Genomic DNA, 22,814 nt, shown 5'->3' on the forward strand with positions numbered 1-22,814 from the left:
GGGCCGTACCGGAACGTTCCGGTACGGCCCCCGTCCGGGCCCGGGGACGTGATCACTCCGCGTTCCCGTGGCCCCGCGCGGCCCGCTCCGGACGCCGCCGGGCCGACGCCGGGTCGCACCTGCCGCCGCCGGGCGCCCCTCGGAGGCGGAGGTGACCGGAGGAACGCGGAGACCCGGGCGCGGCCGTCGCGGGCGCCCTGCGCGTCACGCCACCAGCAGCGGACGCAGCCGCGTCGCCGTCAGCCGCTGGACCAGCGGCCGGTGCCACCGGCGAACGCCGGCCATCAGCAGGGCGCCGGTGACGGCCCCCACCAGCATCCCCACGGCCACGTCGTGCGGATAGTGCGCACCGACCCAGACCCGGGACGCCCCCATGGCGCAGGCCGCCACGACGGCGACCGCTCCGATCCGCCGGGAGACGAACAGCAGGGCAACCGCCGCCGCAGCCGCGATCGCCGCGTGATTGCTCGGGAAGGACCAGTCACCGGGCGCCGGGCACGCCTCCAGGGTGACGAGGTGCAGGCTGCGGCACGGCCGGATCTCGTGGACCAGCGTCTTCAGCACGTCGTTCAGGACATACGCCACGACCACCACCACCGGCACGGCGAGGGCCTCGACCGCGGCCTCGGCATCGGCCCGCCGCGCCCGCCACCACACCACGACCATCAGCACGGCGAGCAGGACGAGCCCGTACGCGGACCAGGCGGTCACGACGTCGTCGAGCCAGCCGGGCGCGCGCCCGGCCAGATCCACCACGTCACGGTAGGCGGAGCCGTCGATGGAGGGTCCGTCGAGGGCGAGAGTCGTACGCGGATGCATCCGCGGGCCTCCTCGGTCGTGTGGCTCCGGCATGACCGCAGCAGCGGGACGGCGAGCGGGACGAGGGGAATTCCTTCGCCTCGGCGGAGCGGAGGCCCGGGTGGGCACCCCGCTCACGACAGCCGACGACTACAGTAATGTAGACCGTCTACCACACTGTAGACGATGACGGGATGAGGATCGCCCCATGACCGACGCGTTGGACGAACGCAGGCCGGCCGGCGAGCTGGAAGCCGCTGTGATGGCCGCCCTGTGGGCCGCGGACGAGCCGCTCACGCCGGGCCGGGTGCAGGAGGCGCTCGCCTCCGGACTCGCCCGCACGACGGTGACCACGATCCTCTCCCGGCTCCACGAGAAGGGCACGACCGGCCGGGTGCGGCAGGGACGCGGTTACGCCTACTTCCCCGTACAGGACGCCCCGGGCCTGACCGCGCGCCGGATGCACACCGAGCTGGACCGGGACACCGACCGCGAGACCGTCCTGGCCCGCTTCTTCGCGCAGCTCGAGCCCGGCGACGAGGATCTGCTGCGCCGGCTCCTGGAGGCCGACGGCCGGTGACCCTCCCGCTGCTCGCCCTTCTCCTCGTGCCGCTGCTGCTGCCGTTCGCGGCGCCGCCGCTCGCCCGGCACATCCTGGACCGGCTCGCCCCGGCCCCCGCCCTCTGGGCCCTCACCTCGTGCGCGCTGGCCCTGGCTGCGTCGTGCACGATCGCGCTGGGCTCCCTGGTCCTGACGGGACTGCTCGAACTACCGCTCTTCGCGGCCCTCGGCGACCTGATCCACCCGCTGCCCACCCCGTCGGGCCTGCCGGCCCTGCCCGCCGCCGCACTGGCCACCGGAGCACTCACGCTCAGTGCCTGCACGCTCGGCCGGTCCGCCCTGCGCCAGCTCGGTGCGTTCCGCGTCGCCCGCGCCCAGGCGAACCGGCGCCCGACCGCGGGCGACCTCTGCGTCGTGGAGTCGCCCCACCCCGACGCGTACGCCCTTCCCGGCCGCCCGCACCGCATCGTCGTCACGACCGCGATGCTGCGCAGTCTCGACGCGACCGAACGCCAGGCCCTCTTCGCCCACGAACGCGCCCACAACAGCGCCGGGCACCACTACTTCCTGGCCGTCGCCGAACTCACCGCACACTGCCACCCCGCGCTGCGCGCTCTGCGGGCCGACATCCGGTTCGCCGCCGAACGCGCCGCCGACGAGGCAGCCGCCACCGCGGTCGGCGACCGCGGCCTCACGGCCCGTGCCATCGCCCGTGCCGCGCTCGCCGGGAGCACCGCACCGTCCACCCGCCCGGCCTTCGCCCCCGGGGCCACGACCGGGCCCGTGCCGCGCCGCGTCGCCGCGCTGCTCACCCCCGGCCGGGGCCGCCCCCGCGCGGCCCTCGCCGTGGCCCTGGCCGTCGGCGCCCTGCTCTCGGCCGGCGCCACGACCACCGCCGTGCTCGGCGTACACCATCAGGTCGAGGTGGCCCAGGGCGAGGTACGCCGCTGAGCGGCGCCGACGTCCTCCCGGGGTCCCGAAGCGGTCGCAGTCGGCGGCCAGCCAGCGGTTCAGCAGAGCGTTCACGGCGGCTGGGCTGTCCCGCAAACCACGGCCGATTCACGGCGGGCGCGCGACAACAGCTACGGCACCTCGCCGCGTTGCCGGAACGTTCACATACTTATAGGGACGACCCTCCGCCTTGCGATCGCACGCACCGGACGCACCGGACGCACCCGGGCCTGCCCTTCGGGCAGGCGGCGCTACGGTCGAAACACGGCCTGACCCATCGGAATGACCCGGGGCTGGACCGGGCGTGGCCCCGCCCTCCGGGGTGCCCGTCCGGCCTAGCGTGAGGGGCCCACTTCCGCGTGACCTGAAGGAGCACCCTGTGACCACGGCCCCTCTCGCCGACCTGACCGGTACGTATGTTCTGGACCCCGTACATACCCGGATCGGTTTCGTCGCACGGCACGCGATGATCACCAAGGTGCGTGGATCGTTCCACGAGTTCGAGGGCACCCTTCACTTGGACGGGTCCGATCCGGCCAGGTCGAGGGCTTCGGTGACCATCCAGGCCGACAGCATCGACACCGGCAACGGCGACCGCGACGGGCACCTGCGTACGAACGATTTCCTGGGCGTCCCCCACCACCCCGAGATCACCTTTGCCTCCACCAAGGCCGAGCAGGTGGACGACACCCACTTCCGGCTGACCGGAGACCTGACGATCAAGGGCGCCGGCAAGCCGATCAGTATCGACTTCGAGTACACCGGCGCTGCCCAGGACCCCTTCGGTAACCAGCGGGTCGGCTTCGAGGGCGCCGTCACCGTCAGCCGCAAGGAGTACGGCCTGACGTGGAACGCCGCTCTCGAGGGCGGCGGTGTTCTGGTGGGAGACAAGGTGGTACTGGAGTTCGACATTTCCGCGATCAAGCAGGCCTGACGGTACGGGCGACGGCGAGGCTGCGAGGGGCTCTCCGCCTGCGTGGCGGCTGAGAGGGGGCCGGCCGTCAGCCGCGCCACGCTCGCCCCAGCCTTCACAGTCATCTGGACCAGCCGCTGCCTCGGCGCCATCGCCGTCCCGAAGCCCTGCGACATGGTCCAGGGATTTTCCAGGGAGCCGGGGACCGAGGGCCGTACTCCAGCGCCGTCCGCGTGGCGATGCGGATGGTGGCCATCGACATCATCGTGTTCGCCGGAGTCGACAAGGACAAGGTGGCCGAAGCGGGACGGGCCAGTGGGCGGCAGGCACCGGGGCCGGACGCGTACGGGAGGTGGTGGTACGTGAGCGGCTGGTTGTCACCGGAGAAGGTGGCTGAGGTGACGCGGGCGCTGGACCTGACGGGGGTCTTCGTCAACGGAGTGCTCGGCGGAGTGCTGGCACGGGGCCGCCGTCTGGACCTGTTCGGGTTCCTCACGATCGGCGTGGTCTCCGGCCTGGGCGGCGGGGTCATTCGTGACACCTTGCTGCAGCACGGTACCCCGGTGGCCCTGACCGACTACACGTATCTGACGACCGCTGTCGCCGGGACCGTGCTGGCGTTCGTACTCGACCTAAGTCGGCACACCTCCGGTCCGGCCTTCAACCTGCTCGACGGTGTGGCGATCAGCGTCTGGGCGGTCGCCGGGGCGCAGAAGACCCTCGCCACCGGCCTGGGCTGGCTGCCCGCCGTGCTCCTGGGCATCATCACGGCGGTCGGTGGCGGGATCGTTCGAGACCTGCTGCTGGGCCGCACCCCTGGTGTCTTCGGCGGCTCCCCCCTGTACGCCACCGTAGCGGCGCAGGTCAGCGTGGTGACGGTGTTCTGCATCTGGCTCGGCGTACCCACCCTCGGCATCGTGGTCGGCATCACTGGCGGCACCGCGCTGCGGATAGCCGCACTCACCTGGGGTTGGAAGCTGCCGGGCGGCCGCGACTGGCAGCCGAGAATCTCCCGGCACCGGGAATCATGACCTGTCAGACCAAGAACCGTAGGAGAGGAGTTGGCAGGCAACGGTGATGAGCAACGAATCCACGGGCCGGAAAGTCCGTGCGGACGATGTCCTGGCCGGACTGGCGGACATCCGTTCCGAGCTGGAGGACTTCTACAGGGATCTGCACGCCCATCCTGAGCTCGGTCACCAGGAACACCGGACCGCGGCCCGCGTGGCACAGCGCCTGACGGACTGGGGCTACCTGGTCCACGAGGGTGTCGGCGGCACCGGCGTGGTCGGCGTGTTGGCCAACGGCGACGGACCCGTCCTCCTGCTGCGGGCCGACATGGACGCCCTGCCGGTCCGGGAGGAGACCGGTCTGCCGTATGCCAGCGCGGTGACAGCCACGGACACATCCGGTCGGGACGTGCCCGTGGCACACGCGTGCGGCCACGACATGCATGTCACGTGCCTGCTGGGCGCGGCCCGGCTGATGGCGGCCTCCCCGCAGTCGTGGCGGGGCACACTCGTCGCGTTGTTCCAGCCGGCGGAAGAACCGGGGGACGGTGCCGACCGCATGCTCGCCGACGGTCTCGCCGACCTCATTCCCCGCCCGGACCTCGCACTCGCCCAGCACGTACTGCCCTATCCCTCCGGACACCTGGGCACCCGCTCCGGATCCTTCCTCTCGGCGGCGGACAACCTGAAGATCACCGTCCACGGGAGGGGAGCCCACGGCTCCGCTCCACAGGCCGCGATCGACCCGGTAGTCATGGCTTCGATGATCGTGGTCCGCCTCCAGACGATCATCTCCCGGGAGCTGGCCGCCACTCAGCCCGCAGTGCTGACGGTGGGTTCCGTCCACGCGGGTACGACCGGCAATGTGATCCCTGATTCGGCCGAGATCCAGCTCAATGTGCGCACCTACGACGAGGGCACCCGTAAAGACGTTCTGGCCGCCGTGCGACGCGTCGTCAAAGCGGAGTGCGACGCGTCCCGCGCGACCCGGGACCCGCAGTACGAGGAAGGCGGCCGCTTCCCCCCGACCGTCAACGACGGCGCCGTCACCCGTGAGGTCTCGGCCGCCTTCACCGCGTACTTCGGGGAGCGGGCCCACACCAGCCGGCTGCAGAGTGCCAGCGAGGACTTCAGCCGGATCCCGGACGCCTTCGGCATCCCGTACACCTACTGGGGCATCGGCTGCATCGACCCCGAAACCTACCGGGCGGCCGAGGAACGCGGCACCGTCGCCCAGGATGTCCCGGTCAATCACAGCGCCCGCTTCGCACCGGTGCTCCAGCCCACGCTGGACACCGGCGTGCAGGCCCTGGTCGTCGCCTCGCTGACCCGGCTCGCCAACCCCGACGACGAACGCCCCTGAACCGGCGCACCCAGCGACGCCACGGACTCCCGGCCGGGTCGGCCAGGGCCGGTCGAGGCGTTTGCCCGGACCGCTGCGGACGCACTCGGCGCTATCGACGCACTCGTCGACAATGCCGGCATTCCCGGGCCGACAGCCTCGGACGAGAAGATGGACTCCGGTCAGTGGGACGCGGTCCTCGCGGTCAACCTCACGGGACGTTCAACGTCACGCGAGTGACCATCCCGTTCCTGACACAGGCCGACGCGGGTGTCATCATCAGCGTGTCTTCGGTGGGCGGACGCTTCGGCTGTCCGAAGCGAAGTCGGTACGCCACCACCGAACGCGGACTCCCCGGGGCAGCGAGACAGTTGCCCGGGAACTCGGAGAGGCCGGTGTCCGGGTCAACGCGATGGCCCCGGGCGTGGTCGACGGCGAGCACATCCGGCGGGTACCGCGGGACCGGGCAGAGGCCACTGGTCGCAGCCAGGACGAGGTCACCGCCGACGCCCTGGGCGTCCAGGTGGTGAAGTACATCGTGGACCCGGCAAGGAGGCGGTCCGCCTGGTGACGCAGCGTGCCGCCGGGGTCGCGGCAGCGGAGGCCCTGGGCGACGCAGTCTCCGGCGCGTCCGTCGTCATCACGGTGCTACGTGACGACGACGCGGGCGCAGCGGTCCTGTCAGATGCGGTCCCCCGGCGGCTCAGACGCGATCTGGCTGCGGGCGAGCACGGCGGGCCCACGTAGCGCACGCCGGTGCGCCGGGAGTGCACGCGGTCTGTCGGCCGCACCACGGGCGTCGTGGCTGTGTGCGGAAGGCCGGGGTCCGCTCCAGCACCGCGCGTCAGCTGTTCACCGCCCACGGCCCGCGTGCCGCGCTCGCCGGTAGGCGCTCGCGGCACGACACTGGAGCCACCGCCGGGCACGCGGGCCTCGCCGCAGCGATCAGGGATCAGGGATGAGTGGCATGACGGACCAACCTCCAGGTCGGCACACCGGGACGAGGGTCGCGGTAGTTACCGGCGCGGCCAGGGGCATCGGGCGGCATGCTTCGCTCGCCCTCGCGCGCCAGGGCATCTGGATCGCAGGTATCGACATTGCCGGACCGGTGAGCCCGATCCTGGACTACCCGCCCGCAACCACCCAGGATCTTGCGCACACCGGCGACTTGGTGCGGCAGGCGGGCGGCAGGTGGCTCGCCATCGAAGCCGACCAACGCGACATCGACGCGATCCGAGCCGCCGCCGACCGGATCGAGCACGAGTTCGGCGGCGTGGACATCGTCTTCGCCAACGCCGGAATTCAGGCGTTCAAGCCGCTGTTGGAGATGAACGACGCAGACTGGCAGGACCAAATCGAGGTGAACCTCAACGGCACCGCGAATATGCTGCGGGTCTTCGCCCCCCTGCTGGTGCACCGCGGCGCGGGGCGGATCATCGTCACCTCTTCGACCCAGGGCCAGCACGGCACGCTGAACGGAGCCGCCTACTCGGCCTCCAAGTGGGCACTGATCGGGCTGGTGAAGTCCGCCGCCCTCGAGCTGGGCTCGCATGGAATCACCGTCAACGCCCTCATCCCCGGATTGATCGACACACCTCTGACCAGGCACGAGGACCGCTACGCCCAAGCGATCAGCACCGCCGGGGGCCACTCGAGCGGAGACCCCCACCAGGACGTAGCGACGGCCAAGCATCTGCTTACGACAAAGAGCCCACTTGGTGTGCCGTGGATCGAACCCGCTGATGTAGCACCTGTCGTCGTGTTCCTTGCCTCGGAGGACGCCCGGATGGTGAGCGGCGCCTCATTCGCCGTGACCGCAGGCGACAGTGCAACCATCACTGCCTGAGGGCTGCCCCACACTCGCCGGCGGGCGCGCGACGACAGCCACGGCGCCTCGCCGCGTTGTCAGCGGGTCCATATGCAATCCGGTATGCGGACATCCCTGCGGCGTGCGATGCGCCGTATCTGACGCCGCGCGCTGATCTACCGGGAAGTGCGGGACAGCCCTTTGCTCGACTCTGTCGGGGCTCTTGGAGTTGCCGGGGGCAGGTGCCCAGGGTGTGCCAGGACTTCGGGCGGGGATCTCGTGCTGATCGAGGTAGGTCCGGAGGGCGATCCGTCGGCGGGGAGGGCGTGCGTCTTCGCCCGAAGGGCTCCGCCCGCGCGATTCCGGCCTCCGTGCCGCGGGTACCTTCCGGATCTCGATCCTCCGCCCGTACCGCTTGCCGCCATGTGATCGCGGTCGGCCTGGGACCGGGCGGTGAGCAGGCAGGGTCCGTGCGCTGGTGTCTGCGGGCCGGCGGGGGCAGGCTGGAAGGTGCACTCGCGCCGTCGGGCCAGGTGCGACTGCCGAGTGTCGATGATTGCGGCGAGCAAGCTCCGCGAGTGGCACGCCCGTGACGTACATCGCCGGTCACTGGGCGTCGCTCTCCGGGCTGTCAACCGCGGGGCATGCCTTTGCCGCGGAGGGCAGCCTCCCGAAGGGAGGAGCGCCCTGAGTGGTCGGCGCAGCCAGCGCCGTAGGCGCTCCCCGTGAACGCCCGCGGCCCCAGCAGGAGGGGAGCGCAGCGTGGGCCGCAGGCGTAGGACGCCGCGTGGAAGGACCATGAGGAGGCCGCTGGTGACTGCGAAGCACAAGGTACAGGTGCGGAGGGCATACGAGGAGCCGGCGCGGGGGGACGGCACGCGAGTGCTGGTCGACCGGATCTGGCCACGAGGGCTGACCAAGGCCAAGGCCGACTTGGACGAGTGGTGCAAGCAGGTCGCCCCGTCCACGCAGCTGCGCACGTGGTACCACCACGATCCGGACCGCTTCGAGGAATTCGGCCGCCGCTACCGCAGCGAGCTGGACGATCCGGAGCGTGCCGAGGCGCTGGCGCACCTCCGCGAACTGGCGCAGGGCCGGACGCTGACGCTGCTCACCGCGACCAAACAGCCCGAAATCAGCGAAGCCGAAGTCCTCGCCGAGTTGCTCCGGAGCTGACGCCGGCAGGGTCGAGGGGCGGACGCCCCGACCGGCACCACACCCGACGGTCACACCGTGCCCGTGCCGAAGGCGCACGCCGACGCGGCGTTCGACGCCGCGACCTGCTCGGCTCCGGAGCGTGTGTCGCGGCGTCCCGACGGCTCGGCGGCGCTCTCACCCGCTGACGCCGGTCAAGCGCGCTGGTCCCCCACGGGTCCTCAGGGACAGTCAAGGGCCGGTTTCGGATTTCTCCGAAACCGGCCCTGAACTGCGACTTTCTCCAGTCGGGACGACAGGATTTGAACCTGCGACCCCTTGACCCCCAGTCAAGTGCGCTACCAAGCTGCGCCACGTCCCGCTGCCCGTCTGACCTGGGGCTTTCCCCTGGCTGAACGCGCATGAGAACAATACCGCACTTGGAAGGGTGGTCACGAACCCGTTTGCCGGACCGGCCGCGCACACGCTCGGCGCCGGGGCGGGAGCCGTACCCCGCGAGGTTCACACCGTGGTGTCAGCGGTCGCCCCGCCTGGCGTGGGCGGCGAGGAACTCTCCGTACCAGAGGAGGGTGGCGTCCAGGGTTTCGGCCAGCGGCGTGGGGTTCAGCCCGAACGCCTCCTCGATGTCCGACGAGTCGACCGTCTGCCCTTCGGTGTGCTGATAGAACATCTCGGCGTACTCCGCCATGAACACCTCGTCGAACGGGCCGAAGGGTTGCGGCTTGGGCACGACGGTGACATCCAGGGGGCGCCCGACGCGCTCCTCGATCATCGAGAGGATGCGGCGCGTGGTGAGTGCCGGGGCCGTGGGCAGGTGCCACACCCGCCCGTCACCTCCCGGGTGCTCCCCGAGGGTGGCGAGTCCGGTGGCGACGTCGCCGATGTACGTGTAGCTGTGCGGCAGGTCGATGTCGCCGAGGGCCGGGACCTCGCCCCCGGTAAGTGCCGCGGGGAAGACCGCGCCACCCAGCGTGGAGTTGAGGACACCGGGGCCGACGAAGTCGGCGGAACGGCCCAGTACGACGCGGAGCCTGCCCTCCGCGTGGGCGGCGAGGTATCGGGCATCCAGTTCCGCCCACATCAGCCCCTTGCGGCTGGTCGCGTTCCACGGGGTCCGCTCGGTCATCACGGCGCCGTGCGTCTCACCGTACGGGTAGAGGGTGTCCAGGACGACGAGCCGGGCGCCGGCCGAAGCCACCGCGTCCACGACGGCCTCCTGTATGCGGGGCATGACCTCGACCTGCAGGTGATAGTCGACGTTGACGCAGTGGTACACGACGGCCGCACCCTCGACGGCGGAGCGGGCCCCCGCCGGCGTCGACACGTCGGCCGCGAAGCGGGTGGCCCCCTCCATCACCGGCCCTGCCGCCTTCCGGTCGACCAGCCGGACGCGATGGCCCCGCGTGACGAGTTCGCGGGCGAGGGCGGTGCCGGCGGGTCCGGCGCCGAGGACGGCGTGAAGGGCGGGTGCGTCAGTCATGACTGACCCCTTTGGGTGAGGAGGTGACGGCGGCGCGGGCGGCTGCCGCCGAAGGTCTACGTACGGCTTCTTACTTCTGTTAGAGACCATAACTAGACTTACGAACCCTCGCAAGCCTTCTTGTTAGACTCCGTAACTGAAGTGAATGCAGCTAGCGTCGCGCCTCCGTACCCGGACGAAGGAGTCACCCCGGTGGACCGCACCAAGGACAGCCCACGGGCCCGGTACCGGGAGCAGACCCGGTCGGAGATCAAGGACACCGCCCTGCGACAGCTGGCCGAATCGGGCGTGGCCGCACTCGCGCTGACCAGGATCGCCAAGGAGATGGGGCTTTCGGGCCCCGCTCTCTACCGGTACTTCGCCAGCCGGGAAGACCTGCTGAGCGCCCTGATCAGGGACGCGTACGACGACGCCGCGGCAGCCGTCACGCAGGCCGTGGTGGAGGCCGACGCCGCCGCGCAGGGCCCTCGGGCACGGCTGGGCACCCTGGCCGGTGCCTACCGGGCCTGGGCGGTCGCGGAGCCGCACCGCTATCTGCTGATCCAGGGCGCGCCGGCCCCCGGGTATGTCGCCCCGGACGACACGCGGGGACGCGCCCGCGCAGTTCTCGGGCCGTTCCTTACGGTGTTCGCGGCCGGGGAACCCGGCGCGGGGCTCACCGGCCTCGTGACGGAGATGGCGGCCTGGCACGCGGGCGACGACGCGGTGGCCGCATGGGTGGCCCACTACGTACCGGATTCCGCGCGTGATCCGCTACGGCCCGCGGCAGCCCTGGCCGGAGCCGTCCTCGTATGGGCGCAGTTGCACGGCTCGGTTGGTCTGGAGGCGGCGGGGCAGTTCGCCGGGATGGGGCACAGCGGCGGCACACTGCTCACCGCCCAGTTGAGTCTCCTGGCGGACTCCTTCGCGCTGTCCTGAGCAGCCGGGCAGGCTGTCCGAGGGGCCGAGCCCGGCCGCAGGCCGGCGCCCGCTCAGGCGCGGAAGACCTCACGCCGGTCGATGTGCCCGACCACCAGGCCGAGCCTGCGCAGCCGGGCGCCTCATCGGGGCCCGTCCCGGTCGACGGGTGGGAGCAGCGGATGCCCGATCCCGTAAGGGATCACGGGGGAACTCCGGAGCCCGACAGCGGTGCCGGTGCCGTGGCGTTGATGAGGTGCTGGACGAGGGTGACCAGTGCCCCCGTTCCGGAGCTGGCGATCCGGGCGTCGCACAGGACGACCGGCACGTCGGGCATGAGGTCGAGGGCCGCCCGTACCTCGTCCGGTCCGTAGCGGTAGGCGCCGTCGAACTCGTTGACCGCGACGATGAATCCGATGCCCCGGCGCTCGAAGAAGTCCACGGCGGGGAAGCATTGCGCCAGCCGTCGTGTGTCGGCCAGCACCACGGCACCGAGCGCGCCTTTGGAGAGTTCATCCCACATGAACCAGAAGCGCTCCTGGCCGGGCGTCCCGAAGAGGTACAGCACGTGCTGCTCGGAGAGCGTGATCCGGCCGAAGTCCATGGCCACGGTGGTCGCCGTCTTGGACTCGATGCCTTCGAGGTTGTCGGTCGCCGCGCTGACCTGGGTCAGGAGTTCCTCGGTGCTCAGCGGGGCGATCTCGCTGACGGCCCCCACGAACGTCGTTTTCCCGACGCCGAACCCGCCCGCCACCAGGACTTTGAGGGCCACGGGGAAGTGCTCGGAGCTTCCGGCGCTGTCAGAGCTGTCGTCGTAGACCATCGAGCACTGCCTCCAGCAGGGATCGGTCGGTGGGCATGTCGTGGAAGGCGGGGGCGTGGGCGGTGACCGCGCCGCAGTCGACCAGGTCGGAGAGGAGGACCTTGGTGACGACCACGGGCAGCCGGAGCTGGGCGGCGATCTCGGCCACCGAGGTGGGGCCCTCGCACAGCTCCAAGGCCACGGTGTGTTCGGGCCCGAGGGGAACCTGGGGCCGGCTCCCCGTGGCCATCACCAGGGAGAGCAGGTCGAGCTCGGTCGTCGGCCTCGTCCGGCCGTTGCTCACGGTGTACGGGCGGACGAGCCGGCCGGCCTCGTCGTCGAGCAACGGCCCTTCCTGCGGGGCCGCCATCCTCACAGCCCCGGCGTGAACGCCGCTCCGGCCGGCTGCCGGAGCGGCGTCATCAGATAGGGGCGGACGCTCTTGACCAGCATGGCCATCTCGTAGCCGAGAACGGCGGCATCCGCCTCCCGGCCGGCGAGGACGGCGAGGCAGGTTCCCGATCCGGCGGTCGACACGAACAGGAGCGTCGAGTCCAGCTCGACGACGACCTGCCGCACGTCACCGTTGTCGCCGAAGCGGGCGCCGGCACTGCGGCCGAGGGAGTACAGGCCGGCGGCGAGCGCCGCCATGTGGTCGGCGCTGTCGGCGTCCATGCCGTGCACGGACTTCACCAGGCCGTCGGCCGAGAGCAGAACCGCGCTGCGCGTGTGGGGAACGCGCTGTACCAGTCCGCTCAGCAGCCAGTCGAGGTCCGAGACCTGAGCGGACGGCATTTCGCTCGTCATGGTGCATCTACTCCTTGGGGTGATTCGATCGATGGGGCGGGAGGCCGGGGCCGGGCATTCCGGGCCGGGCGGAGCGGTCGTCCGGGCCACTCCCCGCCAGGGGCCGGCTCGGTTCGCACGGCTCGCTCCGTTCACGGCTCCCCCGGTCCCCTGGCCGGGTCCTGGCCGGGCAGCCGCGGCCCCGGGGGGCCGCCCGGTCCCGCCGTGGTGGCGGGGCCACGGACCGGCAGCGGGACGAGGCCGTGGCTGCGCGGCGCCCCGACGGGCACCGGGGGCCCGTCACCCGTCGCCGTACCGGCGGCGGCACTCGGCGCCGCCTGCCGCGGCGGGGCTGAGGCCGGGTCGTACGGGGACGCCGCCCCCGGGTCATCCGCCGACTGGGCCTCGGCGAGGTCGACGCCCCTCCGGAAGGCGGCCAGCAGGCCGGGGTCGTGCAGGGCGTTCCCGTCTTCCACCCGCGGGGCGGGGGCCTGCCTGAGCTGGGGAACCAGATGCTCCTGGTTGCTGCGGCGGGGAAGCTGCGGGCGGGCCGGGGACGCGCCCCTCGGCTCCGGGTCACCGTCCCCGGCCGCCGCCGGACCGTCGACGCCGGCTGCGGCGCCGGCGGCCGGCCTGCTGGACGGCATAGCAGCGGCGGGGTTCGGCCGGTCGACACGTTCGGCGCGCAGCGGCAGCGGGGGCGGTGCCTCGTCCTGCCGCCGGGTCTGTCCGCCGGGCCGGTCGTGCCCGAGCGCGGGCTGATGCGGCGGAGGGGGCGGCGCGTCCGGGTGCGGGGCGGAAGGGTGCGCGGCGGAAGGGCGCGGGGCGGGCACCGCCCCGGGATGGTCCTGGCCCTCGGTGTCGATGCCCAGGAGGATCTGCGGAAGTACGAGCACCGCCTGCGTTCCGCCGTAGATGTTGCTCTGGAGCCGTACGGCGATGCCGTGCCTGCGGGCCAGCGACGCGACGACGAACAGGCCGATTCTGCCGTCCTGCAGCAGATGGGCCACGTTGACCTGGTCGGGGTCGGACAGGATGTCGTTCATCCGCTTCTGCTCGGGGCCGGGCATGCCCAGTCCGCGGTCCTCGACCTCCAGGGCGAGTCCGGCGGTCACGCGTTGCGCCCGCAGCAGCACCTGGGTGTGGGGGGCGGAGAACACGGTCGCGTTCTCGACGAGTTCGGCGAGCAGGTGGATCACGTCGGCGACAGCGTGGCCGCGCAGCGTGCCGTCGAGCGGGGGCACCAGCTTGACCCTCGGATACTGCTCGACCTCGGCGATCGCCGAGCGCAGCACCTCCGTCACGGTCACCGGACTGCTCCACTGCCGCCGGGAGACGGCACCGCCGAGGACCGCGAGGTTCTCGGCGTGCCGGCGGATGCGGGTCGCGAGGTGGTCGACGTGGAAGAGGCCCTTGAGCAGGTCGGGATCCTCGACCTGGTGCTCCAGTTCGTCGAGGATCTGGATCTCCCGGTGCACGAGGGATTGCAGGCGCCGCGCCAGGTTGACGAAGACTTCGACCTTCTGTTCGTTCCCGGCGCTCCTGAACAGCTGGGACGCCCGGACGACGGCTGCCACGGCCCCGTCCTGTGCCCGGCCCATGTCCTGGGCGAGCAGGTCGAAGGGGTCTTCGCCGGGGGCGGTGGGCGGCCTGGACGCCGCGGGCGGCACGGGTTCGCCCTCACGGAGCTGGTCGACGACCCGTTCCAGGTCGGCGGCGTACCGGACGCTGGTGCGCCGGAGGGCCAGGCAGCGGTCGAGCACGCCGGCGGCGGCCCGGTTGGCTCCGAGGAAGGCCGCGCCCACTGCGGCGACGGCCAGCGCCGCGGAGCCGCTGAGCGCCGCCAGGAGGCTGCCCGACGGACGGACACCGGCGAACCGCACGGTGAAGACGACGGCCGCGACCCCGCTCAGCACGGCGGTGGCGACCGGCAGGAGGGCTGTGCGCAGCACCTGTTGCCGCAGGCGGGCGTCGGGGGCGGGCGGTGCGGAGCGCGGCCGGCCTGCGGCCGAGTGCGCACGGCCCGCCGGGCGGCCGTGCCGCCCGCCTTCGCGGCGTTCCGGTCGCGCGGAGGGTGCGCGAAGTTGAGACATCATCGTCCTCGGTACGCGGGACACCGGGAATCGGCTTTCGTCCGGTGCGCCTACGGTGGTCGGTCAGGCCCGGGTCAACGGCTTGGCAGACCCGACCGATATGAGCCCACCGTTGATCACCGGCAACCCACGGTAGTCGCGGATCACCCCTGCCTGGCGCGCAGTTGCCGAAGTTGCCCGTCCGGCGTCCTGCTCCGGTATGAGGCCTCGCACAGGCAGCCGAATACCCGCGTCGGTCTCTTGGCGCAGGAGTCCGCATCTCGCCTGTACGTACGAACCACGCCTGCGGCGACGGGCCGTTCCGCCCAGCGGACCCGGCAGGCCGGGGGGCAACGCGGGACGCCCGCACAAAGAGAACGAGCCGGACATTCATCTGTTTACCGGTTCGAGGGCGGGTACCCGGACGGCGTGTCGTGAGACATCCCCGGAGGGAGACCCATGAAGGCCATTGTCTGGCACGACGTCGGTGACATCCGGTTGGACGACGTCCCTGAACCGAAGATCCAGGAACCGTACGACGCGATCGTCCGCATCACGGCCTCAGCCATCTGCGGAACCGATCTGCACTTCGTGCGGGGCACGATGCCCGGTATGAAGGAGGGCCGGATCCTGGGCCACGAGGCGGTCGGGGTGGTCGAGGAGACCGGCCCCGGGGTGCGTAACCTGACCCCCGGCGACCGCGTGGTCGTGCCCTCCACCGTGGCCTGCGGAGTGTGCAGCTACTGCAGGGCGGGGTACTACGCGCAGTGCGACAACGCCAATCCGGGCGGTCGGCGGGCGGGGACCGTCTTTTTCGGAGGGCCCGAGGCGGCGGGTGGTCTGGACGGGCTCCAGGCCGAGTATGCCCGCGTACCGTTCGCCCATGTCGGGCTCGTGCCCCTGCCGGACAAGCGTGGACGACGCGCAGGCGATCCTGCTGTCGGACATCTGCCCCACGGCCTGGTTCGGCGCCCGGCTCGCCGGTGTGAGCAGCGGCGACACCGTCGCGGTCCTCGGCGCGGGGGCGGTGGGGCAGGCCGCCGTGGCGTGTGCCCGTATCCAGGGCGCCGGGCGGATCATCGTCGTCGACGGCATCGCCGACCGGCTCGACCTGGCGAGGCGCCAGCACGCCGAGACCGTCGACTTCAACGCCGAGGACCCGGTGGAGACCGTGGTCGACATGACGGGCGGCATCGGGGTCGACCGGGTCATCGACGCGGTGGGCGTGGACGCGGAACGGCCGAAGAGCGGCCCTGCGGCCCGAGACGGCGAGCAGTTCGCCGGGGAGCAGGACGACATCGCTCCCCGGCAGCGGCCGCACGACGGCACCTGGGTGCCCGGCGACGCCCCGTCACAGGCGGCAGGCTGGGCGGTCGCACTGGTCGCCAAGGCGGGGACCGTCGGAACGATCGGTGTGTATCCGCCGCAGGTCGAGAGCTACCCGTTCGGTGAGGCCTTCATGAAGAACCTCACGCTGCGCATGGGCAATTGCAACCACCGCCGCTACGTGCCCCGCCTCGTTTCGCTGGTCGCCTCCGGCGCACTCGACCCCACCCCGTTGATCACCCGCTGGGCGGGCACCCAGGACGCGCTCGACGCCTACGAGTCGTTCGACCGCCGCGAGGCGGGGTGGACGAAGGTGGCACTGGGGCTCGGCGGCACCGGTGCCGTCGCGCCGGGCCTGGGCGAGTCCGCCGGAACGGGTACGGCGACCACCGCCGGGACGGCCGGTGGCCCGGCAACCACCTGACCGGTTCCTCCACCACCGCCCGCGGACCTCTCCGTGTGCGACATCACCCACCGAGCAGAAGGAGCTCCGTCATGACCGACACGAACCCCATCGAGCTGCAGAAGGCACTCAAGGGAGCCGAGTACCCCGCCGCCCGGGACGACCTGGTGGCGGTGGCCCGGGACAACGGCGCCGACGACGCCTTCGTCGACAGGCTCTCCCACGCGAAGAGGGCCCGCTTCGACGGGCCGAACGACGTGCAGAAGGCCGTGTTCAGCGACAGCTGACGGCCGGAGCACGGACGTCCGTGCGCAGACACGGGCCGTTCGGGCCGCCGACGCACGGCCGGTGCGCGGGTGCCTGCCCGCGCCCGCCCCGAGCGAGGTGCGCGCCGGTCATCGGTGAGCGCGTCCTTGTCCGGGCGTCCGCCCCCGTACCCGACGGAGGGCCGGCAGTGCCCCTGCCGGCCCTCCGTCGATACCGCCCGTCCGTCGCGGTGCGGTCAGATCCGTCCGCCGGTGAGCCGGGTGATCGGCCCACCGTGGACCTTGGCCGTCTGGCGGCCGAGAGCGAAGGCGCCCCCGACGAGGCCGACGGCACCCGCGGTGGCGCCCGCCGCTATCGCCTTGCGGTTCTTGACGACGGTCCACGCGGTGGTGGCGGTCGAGGCGACCTTGCCCGCCGTGGACCTGACGGTCTGCTGTCCGGTGTCCCACCCGGCGGCCGCGGCGCGCTTCGTCGCCTCCCCCGCGGAGCGGACTCCGGACTGCACGGACCGGGCGGCCTTGCCTGCTTCCTCGGCCGATTCCGTGGCCTTCGAGGCTGCGACCGCCGAGTCCGCCTTGGCGCTGCTCCCGGCCGAAGCGGTGGTGCGCCGACCCTTGGCAGCGGCTGCCTTGGTACCCGCACCGTTCTTCTCCGTGGCGCCGTTCGCGTTCTTCGTGTCTTCGTTCTCTGCAGTCATGGTCTGCGTGTTGCCGCTCGATCCCGGCTGAAACAAGGGGAATTAACTCTTGTGCCGATTGTTTCAGGCTGCGTCGCGGGGCAGCAGGGAGCCCAAAGGCCCCAGATCGAGATTCAGGTCGTCCATGGTCAGGCCATAACGCTCGCACAGTTCCGTCATCCGGTCCTGGAGAATCATCAGCGTCAGACCGATGCGTTCTTCCTGATCCTCACCCAGATCGCCTTGGTCGACCCTGTGCAGCGCGGTACGTTCCATGAGCTGGCGCAACAATTCCACGATGGTCAGCACCAGTTTGATGAGATCGCGTTCCACCGTGTCCGGATCGGTCTCCAGCCGCCGGGTGGCGGCGTTCTGCGTCTTCCGCTCCCCGGGTCCCGCGGGGACGAGGTCGAAAGCACGCGCTGCCGCGTGCGCCACCTCGTGCAGATCGGCCCCCCGGGGGCCCGGTCCCTCCGTGTCGTTCATGCGCTGTCTCCTCGCTCGTCGGCGCGTCCGTGGCGGGCCGGCCTCACCAGGGAGCCGGCTCGTCCGAGGTGATCGACCGGATGACGGCCCGCAGATTGATGTGGACCAGGTCCACATCGGCGACGGACAGCACCAGGTCACCGGTGAGGACCGCGCCGCCGTTCAGCAGACGGTCGAGCAGGTCGATGAGTGCGATCTCACGGCCCGCCAGGGATTCGACGGAATCATCGGCGTCAGCTGCCTGCCGGGTGCCGGTCCCCCCGGGACCGGCACCCGGCCAACCCTCCTCGGTAGGCTCGCCGTTCATCGGGTTCCGCCCCCGCTCTCCGGCGGTGTCGCGAAGGAGTAGGGGGCCCACGGACCGGTGACCTCGACCTCGACGCCCGGAACACCGTCGGCCACCCCCTGAAGCGCCTGGCGGAACTCCTCCTCCTGTGACGCCCGGACCAGATACGCCTCGTTGGCGATGTTCTCGCCCGCCGCGCGGGCCAGTTCCCCTTGCTGGGGCCGGTGCGAGACACGGGCCTCGGCGAGGCCCGCCACCCGTGCGGGGATGTCGGCCGCCACCGCCCCGGCCGCCCGGTAGGCGTCCCGGTGGTTCTGGCGCTGTGCCCGGCGCTGCTGGAGGTACGCACGTCCGGGGCTCGACGGCTGCCCGCTCCCCGGTCCGCCGCCCGCGGGGGCGGGGGCGGCAGCGCTGCGGGGATCGGCATATACCTTGACGCCCATCTCCACGTGGTCTTCGAGACGGGCCAGCAGGGCACCGAATTCCGGCTCCCGCTCCTCGAGCATCGACCGCACCCGGGCGTCGTCCACGTACACCGTGGCCAGCCGCATCGGGAGGACGGTCGTGTGCGCCGAGGCGAGCTCGACGACGGAATGGTGGGTACGGGCCAGGACCTCGAGCGCGTCGAGGTCTGCCATCCGGGACGCGATGCCCGCCGAGTCGTAGGACGTGGACGGCACCGTGGACACCACCGCGACCAGGCCACCACCCGCGACGGTCCGCAGCGGGCCGCCCTCCAGGCCGGGGCGCCCGTCCGGCACCGTGTCGAGAGGAGTGCCGGTGCGGCCGACGGCGTAGACGTAGGAGAGGCCCTGCCCGGCTGCCGGGTCGGCGTTCACCGTCACTGTCGTTCCTCGCCTTCCGCCTCCCCGGCCGTTCCCGGCAGGGGTTCGGGTGTGTGCGCGTCGGAGCCGGCGGTCAGTCCTGCCGCGCCTCGCAATTCCGCGATCTCTGCCCGGAGCCGCGCGTTCTCCTCGGCGAGGGCGCCTTGCGGCTGCCCGTCACCCGACGGTGCGCTGCCCCCGTCGAGTTGCTGCTCGGGGCGCGCCCGGGAGGAGAGCGAGGGATCGTGCTCCCACCAGTCGATACCCATTTCCTTGGCCTTGTCCACGGAAGCGACCAGCAGCCGCAGTTTGATGGTGAGCAGTTCGATGTCGAGAAGATTGATCTTGATATCTCCCGCGATCACGATTCCCTTGTCGAGAACGCGCTCGAGGATGTCGGCGAGATTCGCGGAGGATCCTTGCTGCCCGTACGGGGAAACTCCTGACGAGTTCCCCATCCGGCCGGCCAGTGAATCGGACACGTGCAATCAGCCCCGTCCGCTGTCGTCGTATCTGCGAGGCATGTCAGTCACGCGCCGACGGGGTCCGGCGCCGGCTGCGGGGGGCCGGCTCCTCCTCGGCCTCCTCGCCCTGTCCGGGCTCCTCGACGTCGTCGTACTCCTCGTCGCCCTCGGCCTCTTCGGGCTCGTCGTCCTGCTCGAACTCGCCCTCCTCGGTCTCTTCGGGCTCGTCGTCCTCCTCGAACTCGCCCTCCTCGGCTTCGTCGCCCTCCTCGGCTTCGTCGCCCTCCTCGGCTTCGTCACCGTCCTCGGCTTCGTCACCGTCGAGAGGTTCCTCGTCGGTACCGTCCTCGGCGGGGGGCTCGTCGGCGGTCTCCGGGCCCTCGTCCTCCTCCGGTTCGCCGTCCGTGAGACCTTCCTCCTCGTCGGCGTAGCCGTCGTCGGGCTCGTCGTCCCCGTCCGCCGTCTCTTCGGGCTCGGCACCGTCCGCACCGGGCTCCTCCTCGGCGCGCGACTCCTCGGCCTGCGACTCCTCCTCCTCGACGGCCTCGTCGTGTCCTACGACGACCTCTCCGTCCCGGATCTCGCCGCGCCAGCCGTCGGTCGCCTCACCGCGCATCATGATGAACTTGCGGTAGAGCTTGAGGTCGAGGCGGGCCCGGCGGCCCTGCGCCCGCCAGATGTTGCCGGTCTTCTCGAAGAGCCCCTTCGGGAAGTACTCCAGGACGAGCAGGACCCGCGTCAGGTCGTCGGTGAGCGCGTGGAAGGTCACGACGCCCTTCACCGTGCCCTTGGCGCCTTCGGTCGTCCAGGTGATCCGCTCGTCGGGCACCTGCTCGGTGACGTTCGCCTTCCAGCTGCGCGTGGACTTGGCGACCTTCACCTTCCAGTTGCTGCTGGTGTCGTCGGTCTTCTCGACACTGACGACGCCCTTGGCGAAGGTGCTGAACTCCTGGAACTGCGTCCACTGGTCGTACGCCTCGCGCACCGGCACGCCGACGTCGATGTCCTCGCTGATGGTGACGCTCTTCGACTTGCCGCCGCCGCTCTTACGTCCCTTGCCGAACAGTCCCTTGACCTTTTCCTTGAGGGCGTCCTTCACATGCGAGGCGCCGGCGGACATGGCCGCCTGGGCGGGCGACTTGCCCTCGCTGAGGTGCCGGCCTCCCTCGGCGATGGTCTTGGCCGCGCCGGTGAGACCGCCTCCCTTGCCTTCGGCCATCGAGCTGACGCCTTCGCCGAGCCGGTGGCCGAGGCTGGTGACCGCGTGCTGGGCGCGAGCCGTGAGGTAGCTCTGCAGCTCCTGCTTGAGCCGGTCGGTGGCCGGATTGTTCGCCACCTCTTCCCTGACCTTGCCGAACGTCGAGTCAGCCATTGGCGCCACCCCGCTCCTTACGGGCGGACGAGGTCGCCTTACGGGCGCCGGAGGAGGTCTTCTTGCGTGCACCGCCGGACGCCGAACGAGCGCCTCCGGAAGCGGACCGGCCTCCTGACTTCGCCGGGGACTTGGCCGTGGCCTTCGAAGCGGTCTTCGCCGTGGACGTGGCGGAAGTCCTGCGGCGCGGCGCGGGCTTCTTCTCGGCCCGCTCCTGACGGTCGTCGTCGGTCGTGCCGCTGTCGTCCTGGTCGTCGTACTCCTCGGCGTCCCGCTCCCGTCCGTCCCGCTCCTCTGCACGGTCGCCCGTGCCGTCGGGGTCCCCGAGAGCGAGGGTGCGCCGGTGCAGGGAGTCGGCGAGGCCGCTCGCCCGCTGGGTCAGGGCGTTGGTGGCGGCCGTCTTCGTGGCGCCCACCACCTCCTTGCGCACCTGTTCGTTGAGCGTTCCGAGGACCGGAGATTCGGCGAGCATCCTGCCGAGCTGCGCGGGGTCCAGGTTCAGCTTCTTTCCGGCCAGGAACATCCCGAAGCCGATCGCCATCTTGGCCTTCTTCGTGCGGCCCAACAGATATCCACCCACAAGGGCCGCAGCTATCTTCGCGTTCTTCGTCATCTTTCGAGCACCTCAATCTCCCGTCTCAGGATTCGCTGTTCCGACGCTCCTGGTACGCCTCGCATATTTCGAGACGATCCAGCAATCCGTCCTCACGCCGGTCGAACTCATCCTCGTCGATGGCACCACTCAGCAGTTCACGCTCGAGTTCCGCCAACTGCCCACGTACGGGCTCGGGGTCGTAATGGTCGCGCTCGGCCGCGAGCACGACCTGGTCGAGAACCCAGGCCGTGCCGCGTACCGGAGCGAGGGGAAGGGTGAGTATCTGCCCGATGAGGCCCATGACAAACGCTCCTCCGTTTCACGAGGGCGGTTCCGCGAGGGCGGTCGCCGCCTCAGGCGAAGCTGTAGGGCGGCAGCGGGCCGTTCAGCCTGAACTCGTATTCGTCGCCGCGCCGTTCGGCCTCTTCGTGCACTGCCTGCGAGAAGGCGGCTGCTTCGTTCCGCTTCACGAGATAGGAAGCGTTCAGGAAGTGCTTCGCGGTCGGTTCGGCCTCGGACGTACGCTCGGCCAGGGCGGAGAAGACAGCGGCGATGTCGCGTCCCAGCGCCTCCTGCCGGGCCTGTACTTCACGAGCGACGATTTCACCGAGAGCCATCATCCTGTCCTGCGCACCCGGATTACGGCGTGTGTACTCGCTGAGTTCCCGCGCCTCGGTCGAGTCCCGAAGGATTTCCCTCAGCATGCCTTCCTCGTCACGGGACACCTTGAGGTTGTACTCCAGGCATCCGGCGATCTCGGCGAGGCGAGCCGTGTATTTCTCCTTCTCCCGTTCGAGGGCGTCCTGCACCTGGCCGTCGTCCGGTCCGACGAGCCCGAACCGCATGGGCAGTACGGCCCCGTCGGCCATCAGCCGCTCCAGCACGCCCTGGTGGGCGACGAGGTCGCGGCGCTTGGCCCGAAGACCGGGCGGTGTGTCGCTGACGACGGCTCCCAGCTCAGGCGTCTTCACGGTCCGCAGTTCCGACGGCGGGTCACCGACACCGGCCAGGCCCTCGAGCCTCAGCGGATGGTCGGCCGCGGTGATCGCGTAGACGTACGTGGCCATGTACTACTCCTCCCCTTGCCGGCTGGAACGGCGGCTGCTGCTCGATGCGGTGGACTTGCGCGCCGGCCGCTTCGTGGTCTCCTTCTCCTTCTCCTCCGAGCTGTCGCGCCCGCCCTGGAAGGACTCGGTGAAGGCTTCCACCGCGCCCGTCAGCGCTCCTTTCGACTTTCCTTTGGCGCCGCTCTCCACCGTGTCACCCACTATGTCGGTGAGCTGGGCCGGGGCCTTGCGGCCCGACTCCAGATCCAGCCGGTTGCACGCCTCCGCGAACCGCAGGTACGTGTCCACACTCGCGACCACGACGCGGACGTCGATCTTGAGGATTTCGATTCCGACGAGCGAAACACGAACGAAGGCATCGATGACGAGCCCCCTGTCCAGAATGAGCTCGAGGACGTCGTAGAGATTTCCGGACCCGCCTCCGCTGCCGGAGGCGTTGCTCTGTTGTACGAGACTCATGGTCGGCCTTCCTTC

The 22,814-nt window shown here is 71.0% G+C and carries 28 protein-coding genes, 1 tRNA gene and 2 pseudogenes; 14 read left to right on the plus strand and 17 right to left on the minus strand.

The window, feature by feature from the left end; genetic code table 11:
- Positions 1-204 precede the first annotated feature (204 nt).
- Positions 205-819: a phosphatase PAP2 family protein gene (locus tag ACH4VO_RS24980; RefSeq protein ID WP_360996913.1), complete on the minus strand. Its 615-nt coding sequence runs from the start codon at positions 817-819 to the stop codon at positions 205-207.
- A 187-nt stretch (positions 820-1,006) separates the two neighbouring features.
- On the opposite strand from ACH4VO_RS24980, the gene ACH4VO_RS24985 reads away from it, so the two are divergent.
- The 10 genes and pseudogenes from ACH4VO_RS24985 (at position 1,007) to ACH4VO_RS25030 (ending at position 8,558) form a co-directional block, all read left to right on the plus strand.
- On the plus strand, positions 1,007-1,378 hold the full coding sequence (locus tag ACH4VO_RS24985) for a BlaI/MecI/CopY family transcriptional regulator (protein ID WP_360996914.1): 372 nt from the start codon (positions 1,007-1,009) through the stop codon (positions 1,376-1,378).
- Positions 1,379-1,386: 8 nt separating this feature from the next.
- Entirely contained in the window at positions 1,387-2,310 is a 924-nt protein-coding gene (locus ACH4VO_RS24990) for a M48 family metalloprotease (RefSeq protein WP_360996970.1), read from the plus strand.
- 379 nt (positions 2,311-2,689) lie between these two features.
- The gene (locus ACH4VO_RS24995) at positions 2,690-3,244 is read left to right on the plus strand and encodes a YceI family protein (RefSeq protein ID WP_360996916.1); all 555 of its coding nucleotides are present in this window, start codon (positions 2,690-2,692) and stop codon (positions 3,242-3,244) included.
- 224 nt (positions 3,245-3,468) lie between these two features.
- Positions 3,469-4,254, plus strand: a complete 786-nt coding sequence (locus tag ACH4VO_RS25000) for a TRIC cation channel family protein (protein WP_360996918.1) — start codon at positions 3,469-3,471, stop codon at positions 4,252-4,254.
- 46 nt (positions 4,255-4,300) lie between these two features.
- A complete protein-coding gene (locus ACH4VO_RS25005) occupies positions 4,301-5,596 on the plus strand; it encodes an amidohydrolase (protein ID WP_360996920.1) in 1,296 nt (431 codons plus the stop codon).
- 63 nt (positions 5,597-5,659) lie between these two features.
- Positions 5,660-5,815: pseudogene (locus ACH4VO_RS25010) on the plus strand (SDR family NAD(P)-dependent oxidoreductase); the annotation flags it as partial.
- A 172-nt stretch (positions 5,816-5,987) separates the two neighbouring features.
- Positions 5,988-6,146: a hypothetical protein gene (locus tag ACH4VO_RS25015; RefSeq protein ID WP_360996922.1), complete on the plus strand. Its 159-nt coding sequence runs from the start codon at positions 5,988-5,990 to the stop codon at positions 6,144-6,146.
- Positions 6,143-6,322 (plus strand): hypothetical protein, encoded by a 180-nt coding sequence (locus tag ACH4VO_RS25020; protein ID WP_360996923.1) that lies wholly within the window; start codon positions 6,143-6,145, stop codon positions 6,320-6,322. Before ACH4VO_RS25015 ends, ACH4VO_RS25020 begins: the two co-directional genes overlap by 4 nt.
- Positions 6,323-6,542: 220 nt before the next feature.
- Entirely contained in the window at positions 6,543-7,421 is an 879-nt protein-coding gene (locus ACH4VO_RS25025) for an SDR family NAD(P)-dependent oxidoreductase (RefSeq protein ID WP_360996925.1), read from the plus strand.
- 759 nt (positions 7,422-8,180) lie between these two features.
- Positions 8,181-8,558 (plus strand): DUF488 family protein, encoded by a 378-nt coding sequence (locus ACH4VO_RS25030; RefSeq protein ID WP_360996927.1) that lies wholly within the window; start codon positions 8,181-8,183, stop codon positions 8,556-8,558.
- A gap of 266 nt (positions 8,559-8,824) precedes the next feature.
- On the opposite strand, the gene ACH4VO_RS25035 is transcribed toward ACH4VO_RS25030, so the two are convergent.
- Together ACH4VO_RS25035 and ACH4VO_RS25040 are read right to left on the minus strand one after the other, a co-directional pair.
- A tRNA-Pro gene (locus tag ACH4VO_RS25035) sits at positions 8,825-8,898 on the minus strand.
- Positions 8,899-9,051: 153 nt separating this feature from the next.
- Entirely contained in the window at positions 9,052-10,017 is a 966-nt protein-coding gene (locus ACH4VO_RS25040; RefSeq protein ID WP_360996928.1) for an NAD-dependent epimerase/dehydratase family protein, read from the minus strand.
- Positions 10,018-10,209: 192 nt separating this feature from the next.
- Between ACH4VO_RS25040 and ACH4VO_RS25045 the strand changes: the two genes are divergently transcribed.
- The gene (locus ACH4VO_RS25045; RefSeq protein WP_360996930.1) at positions 10,210-10,935 is read left to right on the plus strand and encodes a TetR/AcrR family transcriptional regulator; all 726 of its coding nucleotides are present in this window, start codon (positions 10,210-10,212) and stop codon (positions 10,933-10,935) included.
- Positions 10,936-11,116: 181 nt separating this feature from the next.
- Here the strand turns inward: ACH4VO_RS25045 and ACH4VO_RS25050 are convergent, their stop codons facing one another.
- The 4 genes from ACH4VO_RS25050 to ACH4VO_RS25065 form a co-directional block, all read right to left on the minus strand.
- Positions 11,117-11,737: an ATP/GTP-binding protein gene (locus tag ACH4VO_RS25050; protein WP_360996932.1), complete on the minus strand. Its 621-nt coding sequence runs from the start codon at positions 11,735-11,737 to the stop codon at positions 11,117-11,119.
- Entirely contained in the window at positions 11,715-12,086 is a 372-nt protein-coding gene (locus tag ACH4VO_RS25055) for a DUF742 domain-containing protein (protein ID WP_360996934.1), read from the minus strand. Before ACH4VO_RS25055 ends, ACH4VO_RS25050 begins: the two co-directional genes overlap by 23 nt.
- A gap of 2 nt (positions 12,087-12,088) precedes the next feature.
- Positions 12,089-12,523 carry a roadblock/LC7 domain-containing protein gene (locus ACH4VO_RS25060; RefSeq protein ID WP_360996935.1) on the minus strand — a complete coding sequence of 145 codons (435 nt, stop codon included), beginning with the start codon at positions 12,521-12,523 and terminating at the stop codon, positions 12,089-12,091.
- A 131-nt stretch (positions 12,524-12,654) separates the two neighbouring features.
- Positions 12,655-14,595: an ATP-binding protein gene (locus ACH4VO_RS25065; RefSeq protein ID WP_360996937.1), complete on the minus strand. Its 1,941-nt coding sequence runs from the start codon at positions 14,593-14,595 to the stop codon at positions 12,655-12,657.
- Positions 14,596-15,033: 438 nt separating this feature from the next.
- Here ACH4VO_RS25065 and ACH4VO_RS25070 point away from each other — a divergent pair.
- From ACH4VO_RS25070 to ACH4VO_RS25080, 3 genes and pseudogenes are all read left to right on the plus strand, one after another.
- Positions 15,034-15,420, plus strand: a pseudogene (locus ACH4VO_RS25070) (alcohol dehydrogenase catalytic domain-containing protein); the annotation flags it as partial.
- Positions 15,421-15,487: 67 nt separating this feature from the next.
- The gene (locus ACH4VO_RS25075; RefSeq protein ID WP_360996939.1) at positions 15,488-16,324 is read left to right on the plus strand and encodes a zinc-binding dehydrogenase; all 837 of its coding nucleotides are present in this window, start codon (positions 15,488-15,490) and stop codon (positions 16,322-16,324) included.
- Between the two features lie 71 nt (positions 16,325-16,395).
- Complete coding sequence (locus ACH4VO_RS25080; RefSeq protein ID WP_360996940.1) at positions 16,396-16,590, plus strand: DUF2795 domain-containing protein; 195 nt, start codon at positions 16,396-16,398, stop codon at positions 16,588-16,590.
- A 215-nt stretch (positions 16,591-16,805) separates the two neighbouring features.
- Here the strand turns inward: ACH4VO_RS25080 and ACH4VO_RS25085 are convergent, their stop codons facing one another.
- From ACH4VO_RS25085 to ACH4VO_RS25130, 10 genes are all read right to left on the minus strand, one after another.
- The gene (locus ACH4VO_RS25085) at positions 16,806-17,267 is read right to left on the minus strand and encodes a hypothetical protein (protein ID WP_360996942.1); all 462 of its coding nucleotides are present in this window, start codon (positions 17,265-17,267) and stop codon (positions 16,806-16,808) included.
- 63 nt (positions 17,268-17,330) lie between these two features.
- Positions 17,331-17,732 carry a gas vesicle protein K gene (locus ACH4VO_RS25090; RefSeq protein WP_360996944.1) on the minus strand — a complete coding sequence of 134 codons (402 nt, stop codon included), beginning with the start codon at positions 17,730-17,732 and terminating at the stop codon, positions 17,331-17,333.
- Positions 17,733-17,775: 43 nt separating this feature from the next.
- Complete coding sequence (locus tag ACH4VO_RS25095) at positions 17,776-18,039, minus strand: gas vesicle protein (protein WP_398441414.1); 264 nt, start codon at positions 18,037-18,039, stop codon at positions 17,776-17,778.
- A complete protein-coding gene (locus ACH4VO_RS25100) occupies positions 18,036-18,863 on the minus strand; it encodes a GvpL/GvpF family gas vesicle protein (protein ID WP_360996946.1) in 828 nt (275 codons plus the stop codon). Before ACH4VO_RS25100 ends, ACH4VO_RS25095 begins: the two co-directional genes overlap by 4 nt.
- Entirely contained in the window at positions 18,860-19,324 is a 465-nt protein-coding gene (locus tag ACH4VO_RS25105) for a gas vesicle protein (RefSeq protein ID WP_398441416.1), read from the minus strand. Before ACH4VO_RS25105 ends, ACH4VO_RS25100 begins: the two co-directional genes overlap by 4 nt.
- Positions 19,325-19,367: 43 nt before the next feature.
- The gene (locus ACH4VO_RS25110; RefSeq protein ID WP_360996948.1) at positions 19,368-20,678 is read right to left on the minus strand and encodes an SRPBCC family protein; all 1,311 of its coding nucleotides are present in this window, start codon (positions 20,676-20,678) and stop codon (positions 19,368-19,370) included.
- Complete coding sequence (locus ACH4VO_RS25115; RefSeq protein WP_360996950.1) at positions 20,671-21,291, minus strand: hypothetical protein; 621 nt, start codon at positions 21,289-21,291, stop codon at positions 20,671-20,673. Before ACH4VO_RS25115 ends, ACH4VO_RS25110 begins: the two co-directional genes overlap by 8 nt.
- Before the next feature lie 25 nt (positions 21,292-21,316).
- Positions 21,317-21,574 carry a gas vesicle protein GvpG gene (locus ACH4VO_RS25120; protein WP_360996951.1) on the minus strand — a complete coding sequence of 86 codons (258 nt, stop codon included), beginning with the start codon at positions 21,572-21,574 and terminating at the stop codon, positions 21,317-21,319.
- Positions 21,575-21,626: 52 nt separating this feature from the next.
- The gene (locus ACH4VO_RS25125; RefSeq protein WP_360996953.1) at positions 21,627-22,340 is read right to left on the minus strand and encodes a GvpL/GvpF family gas vesicle protein; all 714 of its coding nucleotides are present in this window, start codon (positions 22,338-22,340) and stop codon (positions 21,627-21,629) included.
- A 3-nt stretch (positions 22,341-22,343) separates the two neighbouring features.
- A complete protein-coding gene (locus ACH4VO_RS25130; RefSeq protein WP_360996955.1) occupies positions 22,344-22,799 on the minus strand; it encodes a gas vesicle structural protein GvpA in 456 nt (151 codons plus the stop codon).
- Positions 22,800-22,814: the final 15 nt, after the last annotated feature.

It is taken from the genome of Streptomyces sp. NPDC020780 (genome assembly GCF_044334475.1).
In the GTDB taxonomy this organism is placed as follows: Bacteria; Actinomycetota; Actinomycetes; order Streptomycetales; family Streptomycetaceae; genus Streptomyces.